This window comes from Dactylosporangium aurantiacum, from assembly GCF_000716715.1.
In the GTDB taxonomy this organism is placed as follows: domain Bacteria; phylum Actinomycetota; class Actinomycetes; order Mycobacteriales; family Micromonosporaceae; genus Dactylosporangium; species Dactylosporangium aurantiacum.
Map to the genome: position 1 here is coordinate 29651 of NZ_JNYJ01000047.1, position 20329 is coordinate 49979.

Consider the following 20329-nt stretch of genomic DNA (forward strand, 5'->3'; position numbering starts at 1 on the left):
CGCCCGGGCTCACGCGGCCCCGGGGCCGGCCAGGAGCGCGGCCAGCTCGACCGGCCGGCTCAGCGGCGCGTCGTGCCCGCTGTCGATCAGCCGGTACGGCGCACCGCCGGCGCGCAGCCGCCGCAGGGTGACCGAGGCCGGGTACCCGGGCGGCGTGCCGGTGCAGAACAGGTGCGTGCGCGGTACCGCCGCCGACGCCACCGTCTGTGCGGGCATCGGATCCAGGGAGGGCGCCAGCGGGGTGGGGCACAGCCGGGCGTTCATCCAGGCGACCGTGTCCGGGTCGAGGGACGGGTCCGCGGCCGGGTCGAGCGGCTTCGCGGGCAGCCACAGGTCCCGCGGCAGGTCGGGCACCGGGCCGAGCAGCCCGGCGGCGCGCTCGCCCGGCAGCGGCTCGGGCGCGTCGAGGAAGACGAGCCGGGCCAGGCGGTCCGCGCACCGGCGGGCCGCGGCGGCGATCGCGACGCCGCCCAGGCTGTGCCCGGCCAGCACGACGTCGCGCAGGTCCTCCTCGGCCAGCAGGTTGGCGATGTCGAGGGCCCAGGTGTCCAGGCTCGGCGGCTCGGCGGTGAGGTGCCGGCGGTCGCCCATCCCGGTCAGCGACGGCGTGTGCACCTCGTGCCCGGCGGCGGCGAGGGCGCGCCGGACCCGGGACCAGGCCCACCCGCCGCGGAAGGCGCCGTGCACGAGGACGAACACGGTCACGGCCGGTCCTCCAGGACGACCTCGCCGATGGTGCGCGGGTAGGTGTCGTACGGGCGCAGGTGCTCGTACATGGCCTCGGTGTGCGCGACGTAGCCCGGGGTGCGGGTCGCCTCGGCGTAGGACTCGGCCGTGTCGAACAGGCGGATGTGCGTGAAGTGCGTCGGGTCCTCCACGTCGCGGACCAGCCAGCGGCCGCGGAAGCCGGGGTGGGCGGCGAAGAACTCGGCGAAGCGGGCGGACAGGGCGATGTACGCCTCGGCGTGCCCCTCCGCGTCCAGGGTCCAGGCCTGGCTGACCACGACGTGCATGACACTCCCCTCGTTCCGCTGTGCGAACCGATGTTTCCATCAGTTCGCCGCGGAGGGAAGTCCCGGCCGGGTCAGTCCCGCCCGAGGAGGGCCACCACCCGGGCGGCGCGGTCGCGCAGCAGGTCCAGGGTGGTGTCGTCGAAGTCGTGCGGCCGCACGTCCAGGACGCACAGGCCGCCGAGGACGTGACCCCCGGCGCTGACCAGCGGCGCGCCGGCGTAGCTGCGGATGCCCTCGTCGCGCACCGCTATTGGGCACATGTCAATGATGTTGTCGGGCTGAATGTCTCGGCTGCCGCCGCGGCGGGTCCCCCGTGCGAGCTACGGGCGATGTCCACCGCACGGTGACGCCGCGACGGCGGTGCATCCATAGCGTTCGGAGTGGCCGTGGCGGGGTGCCGCGGGGATCTCATTGAAGGAGCCATGATGCGACTGCTCAAGCAGCTCGCGGCCGTCGCGGCGGTCGCGTTCGCCGGCAGCCTGGCGGTCGGCGCGGCACGGTGGAACGTGCCGCTGACCCTGGTGCTGGGAGTGGCGACGGCGGTGCTGTCGCTACTGGCGTACGCGTGGGTGGTGCGGCGCACCGAGCGCCGGGCGCCCGTCGAGGTCGCCGCGCGGGGAGCCGGGCCGAAGCTGGGGCGCGGGGTGCTCGTCGGCTTCGCGATGTTCGCCGCGGTCGTGGCGGCCATCGCCGTCACCGGCGGCTACCGGGTGCACGGCTGGGGCTCCGCGGGAGGCGCGGTGGCGCTGGTCGGGTTCATGGCCGCCGCGGCGGTGACCGAGGAGCTGCTCTTCCGCGGAGTGCTGTTCCGCATCGTCGAGGAGCGCCTCGGCACGTGGGGCGCGCTGCTGCTCACCGCGCCGCTGTTCGGGCTGGCGCACCTGCCGAACCCGAACGCGACGCTGTGGAGCGCGCTCGCCGTCGCGGTCGAGGCCGGGGCGCTGCTCGCCGCCGTGTACGCCGCGACCCGCAACCTGTGGGTGCCGATCGGCGTGCACTTCGGCTGGAACTTCGCCGGCGGTGGCGTGTTCGGCACCGACGTGTCCGGCAAGGACGCCCCGCAGGGGCTCCTGGACGGGGTCACGTCGGGCCCGGCGGTGCTCAGCGGCGGCGGGTTCGGCCCCGAGGGCAGCGTGTGGGCGCTGCTGGCCGGGGTGGCGTTGACCGCGGTGTTCCTGCGCCTGGCCCGGCGGCGGGGCACCATGGTGCCCCGCCGAGGCCGCACCGCCCCCGCCGACCCGGCCGCTACGCTCGCACCGTGATCGACCTGCGGCACCTCCGGGACCGGTGGCGGCGCCTGCCCGTCATGGTCCGGGACCTCCCCCTCGGGCTGCTGCTCGCCGTCGCGTCGCTGGTGCCGGCCCTGCACCACCGCGGCACCCAGCTCGGCGACCTGCCGGGCCGGCCGATGGACGGGCTCGCGGTCGCGGTGCTCACCCTGGAGTGCCTGCCGCTGGCGGTGCGCCGCCGCTGGCCGGCCGCGTGCCTGCTGCTGGTGTCGGCGGGGTTCGCCGCCGACCAGCTGCTCGGCTACCACATGGTCGCCGGCACGGCGCTGCCCGTCGCGCTGCTGAGCGCCGCGGCCCACCTGGAGCGGCACCGGCGCACGGTCCTGGTGGTGGTGTCGGCGGCGTACGTGCCGCTGGCCGTCGCCCTCGACCGGGGCGGCTCCACCGAGGGGGCGGCCGGGTTCGTCACGTTCTACCTGGCGCTGGCGATCGCGTGGGGCGCCGGGGCGTGGCTGCGCACGACCCGGGCCGCCGAGGCGGAGCTGCGCCGGCACGTCGCCGAGCGGACCGCCGCCGCCGAGCGGGCCCGCATCGCCGGCGAGCTGCACGACATCGTGACGCACCACGTGACGGCGATGGTGGTGCAGGCGGAGGCGGCGCGGTACCTGACTGCCGCGCCCGACCGGCTCGACCAGGCGCTGACCGCGATCACCGACACCGGCCGGCGGGCCATCACGGACCTGCGGCACCTGCTGGACCTGCTCAACCCGGAGCACGGCACCGGGCCGCGCACGCCGTCCGCCGGTGCGGTGCCCACCCTCGTGGCGCAGGCCCGGCAGGCGGGGCAGCCGGTGGAGCTGCACGAGGACGGCACCCCCGCGCAGCCGCCCGGCAGCGCCGAGGCGGCCGCGTACCGGGTCGTGCAGGAGGCCCTGACCAACGCGCTCAAGCACGCCCACGGCAGCCGCACCACCGTGCACGTGCGGCACGGCGGCGAACGGACCACGGTGGAGGTCAGCACCGACGGCCCGGTCCCGCACCCCGCGGCGCCCACCGGCGGCGGGCGCGGCCTCGCCGGGCTGCGCGAGCGCGTCGGCGTGCTCGGCGGCGAGTTCAGCGCCGGCGCCGGGCCGGAAGGCGGCTTCGTCGTGCGGGCCAGCATCCCCACCGGGCACCCGTCGTGACCGCGCCGGTCCGGGTGCTGGTCTGCGACGACCAGGCGCTGATCCGCACCGGTTTCGCCACCATCATCGACGCCCAGCCCGACCTGGAGGTGGTCGGCGAGTGCGGCGACGGCCGGGCCGCGGTCGACCTCGCCGCCCGGCTGCACCCCGACGTGGTGGTGATGGACGTGCGCATGCCGGTGCTCGACGGCATCGAGGCGACCCGTCTGCTGGCCGGCGCCGGCGTGGCCCGGCCGGTGAAGGTGCTCGTGGTGACCACGTTCAACCTGGACGAGTACGTGTACGAGGCGCTGCGCGCCGGCGCGAGCGGGTTCCTGCTCAAGGACGCCCCACCGGCGCAGCTGCTGGAGGGCATCCGCACCGTGGCGGCCGGGGCCGCGCTGCTGGCGCCCGAGGTGACCCGGCGGCTGGTCGGCCGGTACGCGGCCCGCATCCGCCCGCCCGAGGCCCGCCGCGACGCGGCGCTGACCCCGCGGGAGCTGGAGGTGCTGCGGCTCATCGCCGAGGGCCTGTCCAACCAGGAGATCGCCGCGGCCTTGGTGATCAGCCAAGAGACGGTGAAGACGTACGTGTCGCGCATCCTGACCAAGCTCACCCTGCGCGACCGCGTCCAGGCGGTGGTCTACGCCTACCGCACCGGGCTGGTGTCCTGAGCTGCTGCGGCCGACCCTGGCCGGCCGCGGCCCGCAGCGGGGCTGAGCGGGGTCACCGCACGCGCAGACCGTCGACGAGGACGCCGACGATGCGCCGGGCGTGGTCCGGGCCGCGGCCCGGCACCGGCTGGCAGAGCTGGGTGATCGCGTACAGCAGGTCCTCGGCGCCGACGTCGGGGCGGATCGAGCCGTCGGCCACGGCGGCGTCCAGCAGCGCGGTGAGCACCGGCTCCAGGCGCTGGTGGAAGTAGCCCGGCAGGCCCGCGAACGCCGGATCGCCCGAGTGCAGCGCCGAGGCGAGGCCGCGCTTGGTGCCGAGCAGGTCGGTGAACCGGTCGATCCACCGGTCCAGCGCCTCGGCCGGTGGGTGCCGGGCGGCCAGCGCCGGGCCGGCCTCGGCGACGGCGTCGATGCCGCCCTCCACCACGGCCTTGACCAGGTCGGCGCGCTGCGGGAAATGCCGGTACAGGGTGCCGACGCCGACCCCGGCCAGGTCGGTGATCTCCTTCGCCGGCGCGTCGACGCCGGAGGTGTCGAAGACCTTCCGGGCGGCCTCGAGCAACGCCTCGACGTTGCGCCGCGCGTCGGCCCGCCGGCGCGGCGCCGGTCCGGTCGCATCCTGGGTCACCGGGCTCCTCCCTTGCATAACCGGAATCGCTTTCCGTATAGTTCCGGAAAGCGATTCCACTTCTGCCGCAGCCTACGCCACGCACCACCGTCCCACCAGCGCAGGGAGACGTTCCATGCAGTACCGCACGCTCGGCCGCACCGGCATCAAGGTCAGCCCGTACGGCCTCGGTGCCCTCATGTTCGCCACCACCATGGGCAACGCGCCCGAGGAGTCGGCCCGCATCATCCACAAGGCCCTCGACGCCGGCATCAACCTCATCGACACCGCCGACGCCTACGGCGACTCGGAGGAGGTCGTCGGCAAGGCCCTGCAGGGCCGCCGCGACGGCGTCGTGCTCGCCACCAAGTTCGGCCGCCCGGACGGGCAGGACCCCAACCGGCAGGGCGGCTCGCGGCGCTGGATCGTCACCGCCGTCGAGCGCTCGCTGCGCCGCCTGCGCACCGACCACATCGACCTGTACCAGCTGCACCGGCCCGACCCGGACACCGACATCGAGGAGACCCTCGCGGCGCTGACCGACCTCATCGCCGCCGGCAAGGTCCGCGCGATCGGCGCGTCGCAGAGCCCCGCCAGCAGCATCGTCGAGGCCCGGTGGGTCGCCGAACGGCGCGGCCTCACCCCGTTGCACACCGAGCAGCCCGCGTACTCCATCCTCAACCGCGGCATCGAACGCGAGATCCTGCCCACCACCCAGCGCTTCGGCATCGGCACCCTCGTCTGGGGGCCGCTCGGCCAGGGCATGCTCACCGGCCGCATCCGCCGCGACGCGGGCACCGACGTGCGCCGCGCCGGGCTCGTGCGGCACCTCAGCGACGAGCGCCGTGTCGACGTCGTCGAGCGGCTCATCCCCCTCGCCGCCGAGGCGGGCCTGCCGATGACCCACCTCGCGATGGCGTTCGCGATCGCCCATCCCGGTGTCACCACCGCGCTGGTCGGTGCGCGCACCATGGCGCATCTCGACGCGCTGCTCACCGGCCTGGACGTCACCCTCGACGACGACCTGCTCGACCGCATCGACGCGATCGTCCCGCCGGGCACCGACGTCGGCGTCCTCGACCAGGCCCACCAGCCGCCGGCCCTGACCGAGCCGGCCCTGCGGCGGCGGCCGCCGGCCGCACGCGCCGCCGCCTGAGGACACCAGCGTAAGGGCCGCCGGGGCGATGCCCCGGCGGCCCTCGGTGACGCCGCGCCGTTACTGCAGCGAGGCGTCGTCGACGATGAGCGGGTCGGTGCCCGCCGTCGTCTCGACGTAGAACGTGGCACCGGTCAGCGTCCCGGACCACGACACGGTCGCGGTGCCGCTCAGCTGGGTCCAGCCGTTGGTGTTCACGGTCGTCGCCGGGGCCAGCTGCACGTAGCTCGTCGTGCCGTTGGCGGTGACCGCGAGCATCGCCTTCGCGCTCGGCGTGCCCGAGCCCGAACGCACCCACACGCTGGTCGCGTAGCTCTTGCCGTTGACCAGCTTCGACGTCACGTCCTGCGCGACGCCGTTCCACGCCGCGGTGCGGCCGGACAGCTGCAGCGACCGGCTGCCGCTGTGCGCCACGGAGGTGTTCGACGACAGCGTGCCCGTGCCGAAGACGCCCCAGCCGGACGTGCCGTCCTCCGCGCCGCCGTTGGTGAGGATGTTGCCCGTGCTGCTCCCACCGCCGGCGAACTGCCACCAGTTGACGTTGAACAGGTTGCCGCTGCCGCCGGTGAACTTCAGGTACAGGTCGTGGGTGCCGGTGGCGCCGCTGACCGGGCAGGTGACCGTCGTCCAGGTCTGCCAGCCGCCGGTGCCGCCGACCGTGCAGGTCCCGACGAGCGTGCCGTTGACGCTGTCGAGGCGCACCTCGATGCGCCCGCCGCTGGTCGCCGAGGCGACCCTGGCGGTGAACGATGTCGCTCCCCCGCCGAACGCCACGCCCTTGACCTTGATCGAGTCACCGTTCTCGATCCAGCCGACGTTCATGCCGCCCTCGCTGGAGGGTTCGGTCTCCACGCCGGTCTCCCAGGCGATCGTCTCCGCCTCCTGCCGCACGTACGGGTCGAGCGTCCCGACCTGCGGCGCACCACCGGTGGTCATGTTGATCGTCGGGATGCTGCCGTCGGCGTTGTAGCTGAACCTCTCCACGGCCACCGACCTGGTGTAGCCGCCACCGCCCGGCAGTGCGCCGTTGTGGTAGAAGAAATACGAGTTACCGGCGTAGTCGATGATCCCGGGGTGGTTGGTGAAGCTGCTGCCCTGCGTCGGCATGACCGTGCCGCGGTAGGTCCACGGCCCGGTCGGGCTGGACGCGGTCGAGTAGCCGATGAACTCCGAGCAGCACTTCGCGGCGAAGACGTTGTAGTAGGTGTTCCCGCGCTGGTACACCCACGGCCCCTCCTCGTAGAGGGTGGGCCGGCTGGCGTTGCCGGTGCGGGTGCCGAACCCGGCGGTGGTCAGCGGGATCTGGGTCACCGAGCCCGAGTAGGAGATCATGTCGGTGTTCAGCCGCACGTACCACAGGTTCGGGTTGCCCCAGTACAGGTACGCCTGGCCGTTGTCGTCGATGAACACCGTCGGGTCGATCTCGTTGTTCTCCACCAGCGGCCGGCCGATGGCGTCGGTGAACGGCCCGGTCGGGCTGTTGGACACGCCGACGCCGATCGCCATCCGGCCGGTCGAGCGGTTCGTCACCGGCACGTACCAGTAGAACTTGCCGTTGCGGTTGACGACCTGGCCGGCCCACGCGTTGGCGCTGGCCCAGCTGAACGTGGTGAGGCTCATCGGCGAGCCGTGGTCGGTCCAGTTCACCATGTCCGTGGTCGAGTAGACCCGCCACTCCTTCATCGTGAAGTAGGTCGAGTTGTCCTCGTCGTGTCCGGTGTACAGGTAGACCCGGCCGTTGTAGACCAGCGGGGCGGGGTCGGCGGTGTAGATCGTCTGCACGATCGGGTTGTCGGCCCGGGCGGACGGCACGAACACCGCCACGACGGCCAGCAGCGTCACCACCCAGGCGGCGGTGAGCAGCGTCCGGCGCCGCAGCACGGCCCCGAGCCCGGAGATGGTCGCGGTCATCCGGTCACCCCGTCCGGGTCCAGCGCTGGTTCGCCGCCGCGGTGCAGGTCCACAGCAGCACCACGGTCCCGTTCGCGGTCAGGTTGTGGTCCACGTCGAGGCACAGACCGGACGCGACGCCGCGGACGGTGCCGTCGGAGTTGAGCGTCCACTGCTGGTTGGTGCCGCCGTTGCAGTCCCACAGCTGCGCCTTGGCGCCTGCGGTGGCACCGGTCGGCGCGTCGAGGCACTTGCCGAGCGACTGCAGCGTCTGGCCGCTGACCGTCCAGCGCTGGTTGGCGCCGCCGTTGCAGTCCCAGATCACCGGCTGGGTGCCGTTGGCGGTGTTGCTGTTCGGCACGTCGAGGCACCGGCCGGAGGCGGCGCTGACGAGCGTCGAGGAGCTCGACGGCGGCGTCGACGGCGTGCTGGTGCCGCCGCCGCTGACCCGGTACACGACGGTGCCGTGCGCGGGCACGCTGGCGCTGATGGTGCCGGACGTGGTGCTGGTGGTGTTCGTCCAGGCGTCGCGCAGCGTGAACGAGCTGCCGGACTTGCCGATCGCCGCGGCGGTCGTGCTGACCGTCGTGGTGGAGCCGCCCTGGTTGAACAGGGCGACCGCGACGTCGCCGTTGGCCAGGCGCTTGGCCAGGACCCGGCGGGTACCGTCGTTGGACACCTGCGTGGCCTGCAGGCCCAGGGTGTCCTGGTTGATCGCGATCAGGTTCTGGTTCTTCAGGATCGTCGCGGTGGCCGAGCTCTGCGAGCGGATGTCGTTGCCGGCGATGAGCGGCGAGGCCATGATCGCCCACAGCGCGAAGTGGCTGCGCATCTCGGTGTCGTTCATGCCGCCCCGGCCGACCTCGAGCATGTCGGGGTCGTTGAACCGGCCCGGCGCGGCGTACCCGGCGAGCGGGACGGTCACGTTGACGATGTTCTGGATGCCCATCGGGTAGCCGTTGGTCTGCCCGGTGTCCCACGCGTTGGTGATGTCCTCGGTGGTGCGCCACATGTTCGCCACGTCGCCCCAGTTGCGCTGCGGGCCCGTCTTGGCGTGGATGCTGTTGGGGTTGATGCTGTACACGATCGGCCGGCCGGTCGCGGCGAGCGCGTCACGCATCTTCGCGAACGTGGCGACCTGGTCGTTGATCGTGCCGTTCGGCGAGCACCAGTCGTACTTGAGGTAGTCCACGCCCCACGCGGCGAACTGGCGGGCGTCCTGCGCCTCGTGCCCCTGGCTGCCGGTCGCGCCGGGGTAGCTGTTGAAGTACTGGGCGCAGGTCTTGTCCACCGGCACCTGGTAGATGCCGAACTTGAGGTTCCGGGAGTGCAGGTAGTCGCCGAGCGCCTTCATGCCGCTGGGGAAGCGGCTGGGGTCGCCCTGCAGGTTGCCGGCGCTGTCCCGGTTGGGGTTGAACCAGCAGTCGTCGACGACCACGTACTGGTACCCCAGGTCCCGCATGCCGCTGTTGACGATCGCGTCGGCCATCTGCCGGATGAGGGTCTCGTTGATGTTGCAGCCGAAGGTGTTCCAGCTGTTCCAGCCCATCGGTGGGGTACGGGCGACGCCGTTCTCCAGGGCCTGGGCCGACGTGCTGCGCAGGACGCCGACGGCGCCGGCCAGCAGCAGCACACCGGCGGCGAGCACGGTGGCGAGCTTTCGCATGCCTTACCTCCTCGTCCAGCGCTGGTTCGCCGCGCCGGTGCACGTCCACAGCTGCACGAGGGTGCCGTTGGCGGTGGCGTTGTTGCGCACGTCGAGGCACAGGCCCGACTGGACGTTGCTGATCGTGCCGTTGGAGTTGAAGATCCAGTTCTGGTTGGTGCCGCCGTGGCAGTCCCACAGCTGCGCCTTCGCGCCGGCGGTGGCGCCGGTCGGCGAGTCGAGGCACTTGCCGAGCGACTGCAGCGTCTGGCCGCTGACGGTCCAGCGCTGGTTGGCGTTGCCGTTGCAGTCGTAGATGATCGGCTGGGTGCCGTTGGCGTTGTTGCTGTTGGGCACGTCCAGGCAGCGTCCGGACGCGGCGCTGGCCAGGGCGCTGCCGGTGCCGGGCGTGGTCGGCGTGCCGGGGGTGGTCTGGTCGCCGATGCTGCCCGGCACGGCGCGCAGCGCGTTGTACCAGACGGCGGCCATCTTGTCGTAGCCGCCGGCGGTCGGGTGGACGCCGTCGATGAGGTCGCCGGTGGTCAGCGCGGCGTGCATGTCGACGAAGTGGACGCGCTTGCCGGCGTTGACCTTGCTCTGCACCATGCCGGGGATCGTGGCGTTGAACGTGCGGGCGGCGGACTCCTGGCCGGAGTTGCTGATCGGGATGATGCTGGCGACGAAGACGTCCGCGGACGGCACCGTCGCGGTGATGTGGTCGACCAGCGTGGACAGCCGGCCCGGCGCGCCGGAGACGTTGTAGTTCTGCAGCACGTCGTTGGTGCCGATGTGCAGCAGGACGGTGCGCGGGGTGGTGTTGCGCAGCCAGCCGGTGATGTTGGCGTCGATCTGGTCGATCCGCCAGCCGGGGTGGCCCTCGTGGTCGTGGTCCCACAGTGAGCTGGGCCCGTTGAACTGGGAGCCGACGAAGTCGTTGCGGTAGCCACCGGCGGCCAGGCGCTGCCAGAGGCCGATGCGGTAGCCGCCGGGGACCTGGGTGCCCTCGGTGATGGAGTCGCCGAGGGGCATGATCCGCACGCCGCCGTTGGACTCCGCCGCGGCGGTGCCGGTATGGGTGATGATGCCAGCGGTGGTCAGTGCGACGGCCACGGCGGCCGCGCTGAACCATCGTCGTGCTGAGCGCATGGCGGTGCCTCCTGAGTGGTTGCCGGGACGCGCCGGCCGGCCACCGTGGGGTGGCCGGCCGGGCCGGACGGGTCGGGAACTAGCGCTGCAGAGTCAGCACACCCGGCCGGTAGGGCAGCAGGCCGTAGTCAACACCGTTGGAGCTGGGGCTGCGGCCCTGGTAGAGCAGCTGCAGGTTGCAGGCGTCGACGGTCTTGGTCTGGTCGGGGTTGCTGCGCACGAGGTCGCCGTGGCTGATGTTGGTGCTGTCGCCGATGATCGTTTGGTCGATCGGACCGGTGTTGGAGCCGGAGATGCTGCCGGAGAACAGGGTCTGCGGCGAGGACCAGCCGTTGGGGTTGGTCGGGTCGCTGGAGGTGCGGTAGTTGAACGCCGCCCCACCCCACTGGTAGGTCAGCACCCAGATGTTCTTCGGCGCGAAGTAGAACAGCGTCGGCGCCACGGCACCGAAGTTCATGCCGTTCTGGCTGGCCGAGCCCATGTCGGACCAGTTGGTGAACAGGCCGAAGTTCATCGACCCCCACGTCGAACCGAAGTCGTGCGTGGTGGCGTAGACCAGGTGCTTGCCGTTGTAGACGACGTTGGTGAAGTCCTTCAGCGACACCCAGCCGGACTTCGGGTTCGCCAGGGAACCGGTCGAGGACCAGCGGTAGGTCGACGGCAGGCTGCAGCCGGTACCGGGCGGCGTGGACGTCGTCGGCGGGGTGCTGCCGAGGCGCACGAGCTGCCACTGCTGGTTGTTACCGCCCCAGTCCGTGTACTGCACGATGTTGCCGCCGTCGGCGGTGGAGGCGCCCTGCACCTCGAGGGCCTTGCCGCTGTTGCGGTTGATCAGCCGCACGAGTCGACGAACTGCCACTGCTGGTTGTTGGCGTCGCTGTCCAGCGCCTTGCCGCTGTTGCGGTTGACCAGGACGTAGGTCGCGCTGGTGTCGACGGTCGCCGCGGAGGCCGACGTCATGTTCAGCACGGCGACACCGGTGCCGACCAGCGCGGTCACCACTGTCGGTTCCGAACGGGGTGTCGGTCAGATGCGGACGAGCTGCCATTGCTGGTTGTTGCCGCCCCAGTCGGCGTACTGCACGATGTTGCCGCCGTCGGCCGTCGAGGCGCCCTGCACCTCGAGGGCCTTGCCGCTGTTGCGGTTGATCAGGCGCACGTAGCCGCTGCCGGAGTCGGCGAGCCGCCACTGCTGGTTCGCGCCGTTGTTGTCGGTCCACTGCACGACCGACGCACCATCTGCGGTGGAGCGGTTGTACACGTCCAGGACCTTGCCGGAGTGCTTCGACTTCAGCCGGTAGTAGCCGCCGCCGGAGTCGACGAACTGCCACTGCTGGTTGTTGGCGTTGGTACGCGACCACTGGGTGATGCGACCGCCGTCGGCGGTGGAGAAGTTGTACACGTCGACGGCCTTGCCGCTGTTGCGGTTCACCAGCACGTACCAGGCGCTGGTGTCGACACCGGTGGAGCCGGTCGGGCCGGGGTTGGTGCCGGCGTTGAGCGCGTTGAGCGTCGAGGTGTAGGCGGCCTTCTTCGCCCCGGAGGACGTGAACAGCAGCGGGTTCTCGCCGGTACGCCACGAGTCGCTGTCCCGGATGCCCCACACGGTGATGCCGGTGCAGCGGGCGACGGCCAGGCACGCCTTGACGACCGTGGCGTAGTTGTTGGCCTGGTTGCTGCCGGAGGCGATGTCAAGCTCGGTGATCTGCACGTCCACGCCGAGGTCGGCGAAGCGCTGCAGGTTGGCCTGGTAGTCGCCGGGCACCGTGGTGCCCAGGTGGGACTGGAAGCCGACGCAGTCGATCGGCACGCCACGGGACTTGAAGTCCCGCACCATGTTGTAGATGCCGGTGCTCTTGGCGTTGATCCCGTCGGTGTTGTAGTCGTTGTAGCACAGCTTCGCGCCCGGATCCGCGGCCCGCGCCGTGCGGGCTGCAGGTTCGAGTCCCGCCGGCCGCCGGAGCCGCCGTCGGCGAACGCCTCGTTCACCACGTCCCAGGCGTCGTGATGTGGTTGACCATCGCGGAGCGCAGCGCCGAACCTTCCATGGGCTTCGCCCAGCTCGGCTCCTGCGAATGCCATGCGAGGGTGTGCCCGCGGACCTTGTGCCCGTTGGCCTGCGCGTGCGACACGATCCGGTCCGCGCCGGTGTAGGAGAACCGGCCCTGGGACGGCTCGGTGGCGTCCCACTTCATCTCGTTCTCGGGCGTGATCGCGTTGAACTCGCGGTTGAGGATCCCGACGTACGTGCTGTCGCCGAGCTTGCCGGCGGACACCGCCGCACCGAAGTAGCGGCCCTTCTCCGCGGCGGACGCGCCGAGGGTGGTGCCGGCGCTGGCGTTGCCGTTGAGGAACACGGTCGCCCCGGCGGCCAGCACGGTGGCCGCGACCAGCGGTAGGATCACCCGCAGCCGGCGTGATCGTCTGGTGTGTGTCATCGTCCGGCCTTCCTACGGGGTGGTCATCTCGAAGCGGCGGACGGTGACGGCACCGCCGAGGGACTTCGTGGCGTGGTTGAACATCGCGTAGCGGTAGCCCATGAAGAACTGCCAGGCGTTGTTGAGGGTCAGGGCGTTGCCGAGCGAGGTGAAGTTCGTGCCGTCGGTGCTGTAGGAGAACCGCGCCTGACGGCCGCTGCCGGGTCTGATGTCGGCGGTGGCCCGCAGCCAGATCCGGCCTCCGGAGATGTTCGCGCCGGCGACCTCGGTGCCGGTGCTGCTGGTGCCCCAGCTGCTGTTCATCGTCAGGCCGTTGACCATGACGACCCTGGTGGTGCTGCCGTCGCGTTTGACGCCGACCCAGGCGGAGGAGTCCCGGAGCATGGCCAGGCCGGCCCGGTCGCCGTCGGCCATCGTGGAGTAGTCCAGCTCGATCGTCGCGGTGGACGTCGGGCCCTGGATGCGGTGCGTGAGGGTGTTCCGCGCGGCGTACAGGTCGTTGGTGACGGTGGCGGTCTGCAGTCGCAGCCCGCTGCCGACGGTGAACTTCGTGGTGTCCGGGTTGTGGTTCCACTCCCACTGCGGGCCGAGCGCCGAGTCGGTGAACGTGTCGGCGCCGATCATCGGCTTGACGGTCTTCGTGGTGCTGATGTTCGGCTTCGGGTAGGTGGCGCCCCAGCCGCCGTTGACGGTCTGCACGGTCGGCCAGCCGTCCGCGCTCCACGTGATCGGGGCGAGGGCCGGGACGCGGCCGCCGGGGTACGCGTCGACGAAGGACATGTAGTACCAGTCGCCGTTCTGCGTCTGCACCAGGCCGCCCTGGTGCGGGGTGCCGCCGCCGGAGATCGGGCTGGGCATGTTCAGCAGGACCTGACGCATCTCGTACGGGCCCCACGGGCTGCTGGACTTGAGGATGTACTGGCCGTTGGCGGGCCGGGTCACGAAGATGTAGTAGCTGCCGTTGCGCTTGTAGAACCGGGAGCCCTCCAGGGTGCCGACGCTCGACGGCGTGGTGAACACCTGCTGGGTCCGGACCTGGCTGAGCCCGTCCGCGGACAGCTGCGCGACGCTGAGGGTGCTGTTGCCGTACGCGACGTACATCGTGTCGTTGTCGTCGACGAGCAGCCCGGCGTCGTAGTAGCAGTTGTTGATCTGGGACCGTTTCGTCCACGTGCCGTCGACCGCCGAGGCGGTGTAGACGTAGGTGCGGTTGAACTCGACGCAGCCGATCCAGTAGTACGTGCTGTTGCTCTTGCGGTAGTTCAGCGTCGAGGCCCAGATGCCCTTGACGTAGGCGCGGCCGCCGGACAGGTCGTAGTTGCTGGAGCCGAAGTCCAGGCGGGGCACCGAGTGCCCGGCGTACTCCCAGTTGACCAGGTCGTAGGAGCGCAGGATCGGCGCGCCCGGCGAGTAGTGCATGGTGGACGCCGAGTAGTAGTAGGCGTCACCGACGCGGATGATGTCGCCGTCGGCGAAGTCCTGCCACACCACCGGGTTGTTGTACGTCCCGTTGTTGTTCGGCGGCGAGCTCGACGTGGGAGGGGTGCTGCCGAGGCGCACCAGCTGCCACTGCTGGTTGGCGCCGCCCCAGTCCGTGTACTGCACGATGTTGCCGCCGTCGGCGGTGGAGGCGCCCTGCACCTCGAGGGCCTTGCCGCTGTTGCGGTTGATCAGCCGCACGGTTGTAGACGTCCAGGACCTTCGAGGACAGCTTCGACTTCAGCCGGTAGTAGCCGCCGCCGGAGTCGACGAACTGCCACTGCTGGTTGTTGGCGTCGCTGACAGCCGTTTCGTGTTAGCGCTAACAGCGAGCACCGGCGATGGCTGTGCGGGTTCTCGATAGGCGGGGAGGAGGAATGGTGAGCGTCGGCGGGAGCGCTCACATCTCGATTCGCGAGATTGCCAGACTGTTTCAGAACATTCAAGTGCAGCGACCTGCGACGCAACGTCCAGCCGGCCGGATGTGACGTTTCAAGTCCGGTGCGTACAGACGTTCTGGCAGGTCACGTCCGTTTCAGGAGGCTCGCGACTTGGCACTTCCGTGCCGAAAATTTCGTCGGCGAGCGAACGCGACTTCTGTTGCGCCCCGCGCATAACACTTTTTTTGACAATGCATCGTCAGCACGGTTTCTGTTACGTCCCTCGGCATCGAATGGTCGCGCTTCACCCCGTCGCCGGTAATGCCGCGAATACTTGACGGGGTCTGCCGCGTCGCGCAGATTGGGATGCCGTGACAGTCGACGTCAGCGCGGACGGGTTGCACGACCAGCTCGCCGTGCGCCATGCCAACCTGACCCGCACACTGCGCCACATCCGCACCAACGGGCCACGGTCCCGCGCCGCGATCGCCGCCGCCACCGGCCTGCACAAGACCACCGTGTCCAGCCTCGTCGAGGAGCTGCTCTCCCGCCGGCTGGTCCGCGAGCTTGGCATGGACCACTCCGGCGCCGCCGGGCGCCCCGGCCGCGGCATCGCGTTGAGCCCGCACGTCGGCGCGGTCGGCATCGAGGTCAACGTCGACTACCTCGCCGTGCACGGCAGCGACCTCGCCGGCCGCACCGTCTACGAGCACCGCACCGGCTTCGCCGGCGCCGGCCGCGACGTCGAGCGGTGCCTGGACGAGATCACCGCGGCCGCCCACCGGGCGCTCACGCACCTACGGGATCGCGGCGTCGCGCCGATCGGCGTCACCGTCGCCGTCCCGGGCCTCATCGACGTCACCCGCGGCGTGGTGGTGCTGGCCCCCAACCTCGGCTGGCACGAGGTGCCCATCGTCGACCGGCTCGCCCACAGCCTGCCGGATCAGCTGTGGATCGGCGTCGACAACGACGCCAACCTCGCCGCGCTCGCCGAGCACACCTCCGGCGTCGCCGCCGGCACCGACGACCTCGTCTACCTCACCGGCGAGGTCGGTGTCGGCGCCGGCGTGATCCTCGGCGGCCGCCTGCTGCGCGGCGCCGACGGCTTCTGCGGCGAGATCGGGCACATGACCGTGGAGCCCGGCGGCGACGTCTGCGGCTGCGGCCGCACCGGCTGCTGGGAGACCAAGGTCGGGCTCGCCGAGCTGGTCCGCCGGGTCACCCCCGACGCGGCGTACGGCCTCGAACGGGGGCCGCTGCCCGACCCGCAGGACCGCGTCGCCGAGGTGGCCCGCCGGCTCGCCGCCGGCGACCGCGTGGCACGCCACGCCGTCACCGACGTCGGGACCTGGCTCGGGCTCGGCAGCGCGATCCTGGTCAACCTCTTCAACCCGCGCACCATCGTGCTCGGCGGCTACTTCGCCGCGCTCGCCGAGCACATCATCCCCGCCGCGCAGGCCGCCCTGGCCCGCCGGGCCGTGGCCAACCCGGTGTCCCGCTGCCACTTCGTCGCGTCCCGGCTCGGTTTCACCGCCGCCGCCCGCGGCGGCGCCGGCGTCGTGCTCGACCGGGTCATCGAGCACCCGACCACCGTCTCCGTGCCGGCGCCCGCCGCCGTGGTTGCCCGGGTGCCCGGCCCGTTGCCCACACCGGCCGTGCCCGCACCGGCTGTGCCCGTCCGGTAGCAGCCCGTCGATATTCCGGAGGTTCCCGTGGCGGTCGTGAGCGCATGGTCCGTGTCGTCTTGACGCGACGGCCGGTCGTCGGCGACAGTCAACGACCACGCGACCTCACCAGCGCGGACCCGGCCCGCACCGGTCCGCCCGGGGCCGCACAACCGACATCGGTTCAGCGACGGTGATGTGACGATGCGAGGTTCCGGCACGATCGACACCGGCGTCGTGACCGCCGCCCAGACGGGAGACCGGCAGGCCCTGGACGAGCTGGTGTCCAGCAGCGTGCCGCTCGTCTACACGATCGTGCGCCGGGCGCTCAGCGGCGACCCGGACGCCGACGACGTCGTGCAGGACACCCTGCTGCGCGCGGTCCGGCAACTGCCGGCGCTGCAGCACCCGGAGAGCTTCCGGCCGTGGCTGGCCGCGATCGCCGTGCACCAGGTCAGCACCCACCTGCACCGCCGCGCCGCCGCCGCGCAGCGGGCCACCACGCTGGACGAGGCGGCCGAGGTCCCCGACGCCGACGCCGAGTTCGAGGACCTGACGATGCTGCGGCTGGAGCTGTCCGCGCAACGGCACCAGGTCACCCAGGCCAGCCAGTGGCTCGACCCCGACGACCGGGCGCTGCTGTCGCTGTGGTGGCTGGAGGTCGCCGGTGAGCTGACCCGCGCCGAGCTGGCCGAGGCCCTGCAGGTCAGCGTCGCGCACGCCGGCGTCCGGCTGCAGCGCATGCGCCAGCAGCTCGACGTCGGCCGGTCGCTGGTCGCCGCGCTGCAGGCCCGGCCGCGCTGCCCGGTGCTCGACGGCATGGTCGCCGAGTGGGACGGCGTGCCGAGCCCGCTGTGGCGCAAGCGCCTGTCCCGGCACACCCGCGACTGCCCGGTCTGCGGGCGGGCCGGGCACGGCCTCATCGCCGCGGAGCGGCTCCTCGTCGGCGTCGCCCTGCTGCCCGTGCCGGTCGGGCTGGCCGCCGCGCTGCTGGGCAAGACCGCCCCGGCCGCGGCCGCGCTCGCCGGCACCGTCGGCGCGACCGGTGCCTCGGGTGTCACCGGCGGCATCACCGGCGGGCTCGCCGCCGGCGGCAACGTCGGCCTCATCAGCCAGATCGTCCAGGCGCTCGCCGCCCATCCGGTCGCCGCGACCATCGCCGCCGGCACCCTCGTCGCCGGCGCGGCCGTCACCGTCACCACCCTGCCGTCGTCCCCGCCCGAGCCGCGGACCGGCATCGCGGCGGCGCCGACGCCGTCCGCGCCGTCACCGGTGCAGCGCGGCTCCGCGCCGCCACCGGTCGCCGTCACCACGCCCGCGGCGACGTCCGCCAGCGCCGCCCCGTCCACGCCGGCCACCGTCGCCATCGCCCCCGGCCGCTCGGTGTCGCTGGAGTCCGCCGCGCAGCCCGGCGGCTACGTCACCACCGCCGACGGGCTCGGCGTGCTCGTCCCCCTCGGCCCGGGCAGCGCCGAGGCCGCCCGCCGGCAGGCGACCTTCGCCGTCGTCACCGGCCTGGCCAACGGCGCCTGCTACACCTTCCGCGCGCAGAACGGGCAGTACCTGCGGCACGCCTCGTGGCGCTTCCGGCTCGACCCGGACCAGGGCACCGCCCTCTTCCGCGGCGACGCCACGTTCTGCGTGAAACCCGGTGCCGCCGCCGACACCATCCGGCTGGAGGCGGCGAACTACCCGGGCTGGTTCCTGCGCCCCCGCGCCAACGGCCAGCTGTGGGTCGACCAGACCGACAACAGCGCCGCCTTCGCCGCCGGCTCCTCGTTCCGCAGTCGGCCGGCCCTCGCCGGCTGACCTGCCCGCCGCCGGACCGCGCACGGGTGGCGACCGTCGGCGCGGCGTGCATACTTGAGGAGCTGGCCCCGCCTTTCGGCAGCGAGAGGACGAGATCGGCACCGTTCGACGGAGACGCCCATGGCGCTTGACCGTTTCCCGAAGTCCCTGCAGTCCTGCGAGGGCGTCGCCCTCCTCGAGGTCCAGGTCCTGCCGGCCCGGCCCGCACCGCACGACGGTGTGGCCCGCCTCTCAGTCGCCGGCGAGCTCGACCCGCTGACCACCGGCAGCCTGCACGCCGCCCTCGCCACGGTGCTGCGCGAGCACCAGCCCGAGCGCATCGAGCTGGACCTGTCCCGCGTGACGTTCATCGAGTCCAACGGCATCCGCACCCTGCTGACGGGGGTCGTCATGGCCCAGCGCGCCGACTGCGACCTCCTGGTCGTGCGTCCTTCCCCCGTCGTGTACCGGCTGCTACGGGTCTGCGGGCTGCTCGACGTCCTCGGGGTGGCCGAGCAGGAGTCCGGGACGGCCGGGCAGGAGTCCGGGACGGCCGGGCAGGAGTCCGGAGCGACCGAGCCGGACGCTTGGGGGTCCGGGCAGGACGCTTGGGTGCCCGGGCAGGGCGCCTGGGTGTCCGAGCGGGTCGCGGGCTGAGCGCATGGGAGGGGCGGGCGCCACGACGGGCCGGGCGCATGTTCGGCGCCGCACGGGGCAGGGGCCTCATGCGAACGCCACTGCCGGTCCCCCCGTGATGCCGGAGTTTTTGATGAACGACCCCAGCGTCGAGCTCGCCTCCCGCATGGGCCGGCTGGCCCAGGACCTGCACGGCGGCGCCTGCCTGCAGGAGGTGCTGCAGGGCATCGTCGACGCCGCCGTGCAGACCGTCCCGCACGCCGAACACGCCGGCGTGACCCTGCGGACCCCGCGGCAGACCACCTGCACACCGGTCGCGAGCGACGACTTCGTCCGGGCCGTCGACCAGCTCCAATACGACCTCGGCGAGGGGCCGTGCCTGTCCGCGCTGTTCGACGAGCCGCTGGTGCGCATGCCCGACGTCACGACCGAGACCCGGTGGCCCGCCTTCACCGCCCGGGCCCGGAAGGCGGGCCCGGGCAGCATGCTGTCGTTCCGGCTCGTGGCCACCGACACCCAGCACGGCGGCCTGAACCTGTACGCCGAACAGCCCGGCCGCTTCGACGAGCTGGACGAGCACATCGGCCTGCTGTTCGCCGCGCACGCGGCCGGCGCACTCGGCGGCCTGCTGCGCCGCGAACAGCTGTCCGCCGCGCTGTCCACCCACGACACCATCGGGCAGGCCAAAGGGATCCTGGTCGAGCGGTACCGCATCAACAGCGACGCGGCGTTCCAGCTCCTGGTACGCGCCAGCCAGCACACCAACACCAAGCTCGCCGAGATCGCCGACCACCTCGTGCGCACCGGCGAGCTGCGGGGCCCGAGCTTCCCTGATCCGCCAGTGTTCCCTTGATCGCCCGCCTTCCCTGATCCGCCAGTGTTTCTCTGGTCGCCAGTGTTTCTCTGGTCGCCCGCGCTTCCCTGGTCGCCCGCGCTTCCCTGGTCGCCCGCGCTTCCCTGAATCCGGCGAAGCGACGTCAGACCCGGTGCCCGAGCGCCGCCCACACCTCGGTCACCGTCGCGTACGTCTCCCCCTCCGGCAACCGGTCCAGCTCACCGAGCACGTCGTCCGGTGCCTGCAACGTCTCGGCGCTGCGCCGCAGCGCGCCCCGGTCGCCGGGCAGCGCGGACAGCCCGATGTACCGCCCCAGCCGGCTGAACTCCTCCATGTCGGCGCTGCTGAGCCCAGGCGGCGCCCCGGTGCGCCGGTCGCCCTGCGGGACCTGCGCCGGCTCCGGCTGGTCCTCACCGAACGGCTCAGCCATCATGCGCTTCTCGGCACGCGGCTCGGTGCCGCCTTGAACAACGGCGCGAACGGATCGACTCATCTCGTCATCGACCCGCGGCCCGTGCTTGCTGCTACGTTCCATGCCAGGCCGCCTTCCCAGCCCGTTCGAGGCCAAACGGTTGGCACCCGCTCCA

Annotated in this window: 18 protein-coding genes and 4 pseudogenes; 8 read left to right on the plus strand and 14 right to left on the minus strand. The window is 72.1% G+C overall.

Annotated elements, in window-relative coordinates; translation table 11 throughout:
- Positions 1-9: 9 nt before the first annotated feature.
- The 3 genes from OP18_RS39850 to OP18_RS56015 all read right to left on the minus strand — a co-directional run bounded on the left by OP18_RS39850 (position 10) and on the right by OP18_RS56015 (position 1273).
- Complete coding sequence (locus OP18_RS39850) at positions 10-705, minus strand: alpha/beta hydrolase (RefSeq protein ID WP_033364379.1); 696 nt, start codon at positions 703-705, stop codon at positions 10-12.
- Positions 702-1013: an antibiotic biosynthesis monooxygenase family protein gene (locus OP18_RS39855; RefSeq protein WP_033364380.1), complete on the minus strand. Its 312-nt coding sequence runs from the start codon at positions 1011-1013 to the stop codon at positions 702-704. The genes OP18_RS39850 and OP18_RS39855 overlap by 4 nt, the downstream gene beginning before the upstream one ends.
- Positions 1014-1084: 71 nt before the next feature.
- Complete coding sequence (locus OP18_RS56015) at positions 1085-1273, minus strand: GAF domain-containing protein (RefSeq protein WP_081971510.1); 189 nt, start codon at positions 1271-1273, stop codon at positions 1085-1087.
- 165 nt (positions 1274-1438) lie between these two features.
- Between OP18_RS56015 and OP18_RS39865 the strand changes: the two genes are divergently transcribed.
- From OP18_RS39865 to OP18_RS39875, 3 genes are read left to right on the plus strand one after another with little or no spacing between them, the layout of a single operon-like run.
- Positions 1439-2275, plus strand: a complete 837-nt coding sequence (locus OP18_RS39865; RefSeq protein ID WP_033364467.1) for a CPBP family intramembrane glutamic endopeptidase — start codon at positions 1439-1441, stop codon at positions 2273-2275.
- Complete coding sequence (locus OP18_RS39870; RefSeq protein ID WP_033364381.1) at positions 2272-3426, plus strand: sensor histidine kinase; 1155 nt, start codon at positions 2272-2274, stop codon at positions 3424-3426. Before OP18_RS39865 ends, OP18_RS39870 begins: the two co-directional genes overlap by 4 nt.
- On the plus strand, positions 3423-4079 hold the full coding sequence (locus OP18_RS39875; RefSeq protein WP_033364382.1) for a response regulator: 657 nt from the start codon (positions 3423-3425) through the stop codon (positions 4077-4079). Before OP18_RS39870 ends, OP18_RS39875 begins: the two co-directional genes overlap by 4 nt.
- A 52-nt stretch (positions 4080-4131) precedes the next feature.
- On the opposite strand, the gene OP18_RS39880 is transcribed toward OP18_RS39875, so the two are convergent.
- Entirely contained in the window at positions 4132-4707 is a 576-nt protein-coding gene (locus OP18_RS39880; RefSeq protein ID WP_033364383.1) for a TetR/AcrR family transcriptional regulator, read from the minus strand.
- A 115-nt stretch (positions 4708-4822) separates the two neighbouring features.
- Here OP18_RS39880 and OP18_RS39885 point away from each other — a divergent pair, with 115 nt between their 5' ends.
- Positions 4823-5842 carry an aldo/keto reductase gene (locus tag OP18_RS39885; RefSeq protein ID WP_033364384.1) on the plus strand — a complete coding sequence of 340 codons (1020 nt, stop codon included), beginning with the start codon at positions 4823-4825 and terminating at the stop codon, positions 5840-5842.
- A 60-nt stretch (positions 5843-5902) separates the two neighbouring features.
- On the opposite strand, the gene OP18_RS39890 is transcribed toward OP18_RS39885, so the two are convergent.
- From OP18_RS39890 to OP18_RS61285, 9 genes and pseudogenes are all read right to left on the minus strand, one after another.
- Positions 5903-7753, minus strand: coding sequence for a family 43 glycosylhydrolase (locus OP18_RS39890; protein ID WP_052388027.1), 1851 nt, complete (start codon positions 7751-7753; stop codon positions 5903-5905).
- 4 nt (positions 7754-7757) lie between these two features.
- Positions 7758-9398 carry a glycoside hydrolase family 27 protein gene (locus OP18_RS39895; protein WP_033364385.1) on the minus strand — a complete coding sequence of 547 codons (1641 nt, stop codon included), beginning with the start codon at positions 9396-9398 and terminating at the stop codon, positions 7758-7760.
- Positions 9399-9401: 3 nt separating this feature from the next.
- Positions 9402-10523 carry a ricin-type beta-trefoil lectin domain protein gene (locus OP18_RS39900; RefSeq protein WP_033364386.1) on the minus strand — a complete coding sequence of 374 codons (1122 nt, stop codon included), beginning with the start codon at positions 10521-10523 and terminating at the stop codon, positions 9402-9404.
- Between the two features lie 79 nt (positions 10524-10602).
- A pseudogene (locus OP18_RS62710) lies at positions 10603-11483 on the minus strand (non-reducing end alpha-L-arabinofuranosidase family hydrolase).
- Between the two features lie 69 nt (positions 11484-11552).
- Positions 11553-12077: pseudogene (locus OP18_RS62715) on the minus strand (RICIN domain-containing protein); the annotation flags it as partial.
- Positions 12078-12086: 9 nt separating this feature from the next.
- A pseudogene (locus OP18_RS62720) lies at positions 12087-12599 on the minus strand (endo-1,4-beta-xylanase); the annotation flags it as partial.
- Positions 12508-12927, minus strand: a complete 420-nt coding sequence (locus OP18_RS62725) for an endo-1,4-beta-xylanase (protein WP_425388693.1) — start codon at positions 12925-12927, stop codon at positions 12508-12510. The pseudogene OP18_RS62720 and the gene OP18_RS62725, both read right to left, overlap by 92 nt.
- 45 nt (positions 12928-12972) lie before the next feature.
- A complete protein-coding gene (locus OP18_RS51620) occupies positions 12973-14451 on the minus strand; it encodes a glycoside hydrolase family 43 protein (protein WP_425388695.1) in 1479 nt (492 codons plus the stop codon).
- A pseudogene (locus OP18_RS61285) lies at positions 14452-14740 on the minus strand (RICIN domain-containing protein); the annotation flags it as partial.
- Between the two features lie 450 nt (positions 14741-15190).
- On the opposite strand from OP18_RS61285, the gene OP18_RS39925 reads away from it, so the two are divergent.
- The 4 genes from OP18_RS39925 (at position 15191) to OP18_RS39940 (ending at position 19760) form a co-directional block, all read left to right on the plus strand.
- Positions 15191-16504, plus strand: coding sequence for an ROK family transcriptional regulator (locus OP18_RS39925; RefSeq protein ID WP_063745720.1), 1314 nt, complete (start codon positions 15191-15193; stop codon positions 16502-16504).
- A 183-nt stretch (positions 16505-16687) separates the two neighbouring features.
- Entirely contained in the window at positions 16688-18292 is a 1605-nt protein-coding gene (locus tag OP18_RS39930; RefSeq protein ID WP_033364470.1) for a sigma-70 family RNA polymerase sigma factor, read from the plus strand.
- A gap of 120 nt (positions 18293-18412) precedes the next feature.
- A complete protein-coding gene (locus OP18_RS53715; RefSeq protein ID WP_052388029.1) occupies positions 18413-18928 on the plus strand; it encodes an STAS domain-containing protein in 516 nt (171 codons plus the stop codon).
- A 112-nt stretch (positions 18929-19040) separates the two neighbouring features.
- A complete protein-coding gene (locus tag OP18_RS39940) occupies positions 19041-19760 on the plus strand; it encodes a GAF and ANTAR domain-containing protein (protein ID WP_033364388.1) in 720 nt (239 codons plus the stop codon).
- A gap of 124 nt (positions 19761-19884) precedes the next feature.
- On the opposite strand, the gene OP18_RS39945 is transcribed toward OP18_RS39940, so the two are convergent.
- A complete protein-coding gene (locus tag OP18_RS39945) occupies positions 19885-20277 on the minus strand; it encodes a DUF2795 domain-containing protein (RefSeq protein ID WP_033364389.1) in 393 nt (130 codons plus the stop codon).
- Between the last annotated feature and the right edge of the window lie 52 nt (positions 20278-20329).

Bases quoted from the DNA above. Each gene is read 5' to 3' on its own strand.
- OP18_RS39865 (WP_033364467.1), top strand. From the start codon at position 1,439: ATGCGACTGCTCAAGCAGCTCGCGGCCGTCGCGGCGGTCGCGTTCGCC.
- OP18_RS39885 (WP_033364384.1), top strand. From the start codon at position 4,823: ATGCAGTACCGCACGCTCGGCCGCACCGGCATCAAGGTCAGCCCGTAC.
- OP18_RS39930 (WP_033364470.1), top strand. From the start codon at position 16,688: ATGCGAGGTTCCGGCACGATCGACACCGGCGTCGTGACCGCCGCCCAG.
- OP18_RS53715 (WP_052388029.1), top strand. From the start codon at position 18,413: ATGGCGCTTGACCGTTTCCCGAAGTCCCTGCAGTCCTGCGAGGGCGTC.
- OP18_RS56015 (WP_081971510.1), bottom strand. From the start codon at position 1,273: ATGTGCCCAATAGCGGTGCGCGACGAGGGCATCCGCAGCTACGCCGGC.
- OP18_RS39855 (WP_033364380.1), bottom strand. From the start codon at position 1,013: ATGCACGTCGTGGTCAGCCAGGCCTGGACCCTGGACGCGGAGGGGCAC.
- OP18_RS39945 (WP_033364389.1), bottom strand. From the start codon at position 20,277: ATGGAACGTAGCAGCAAGCACGGGCCGCGGGTCGATGACGAGATGAGT.
- OP18_RS39940 (WP_033364388.1), top strand. From the start codon at position 19,041: ATGAACGACCCCAGCGTCGAGCTCGCCTCCCGCATGGGCCGGCTGGCC.
- OP18_RS39900 (WP_033364386.1), bottom strand. From the start codon at position 10,523: ATGCGCTCAGCACGACGATGGTTCAGCGCGGCCGCCGTGGCCGTCGCA.
- OP18_RS39895 (WP_033364385.1), bottom strand. From the start codon at position 9,398: ATGCGAAAGCTCGCCACCGTGCTCGCCGCCGGTGTGCTGCTGCTGGCC.
- OP18_RS39890 (WP_052388027.1), bottom strand. From the start codon at position 7,753: ATGACCGCGACCATCTCCGGGCTCGGGGCCGTGCTGCGGCGCCGGACG.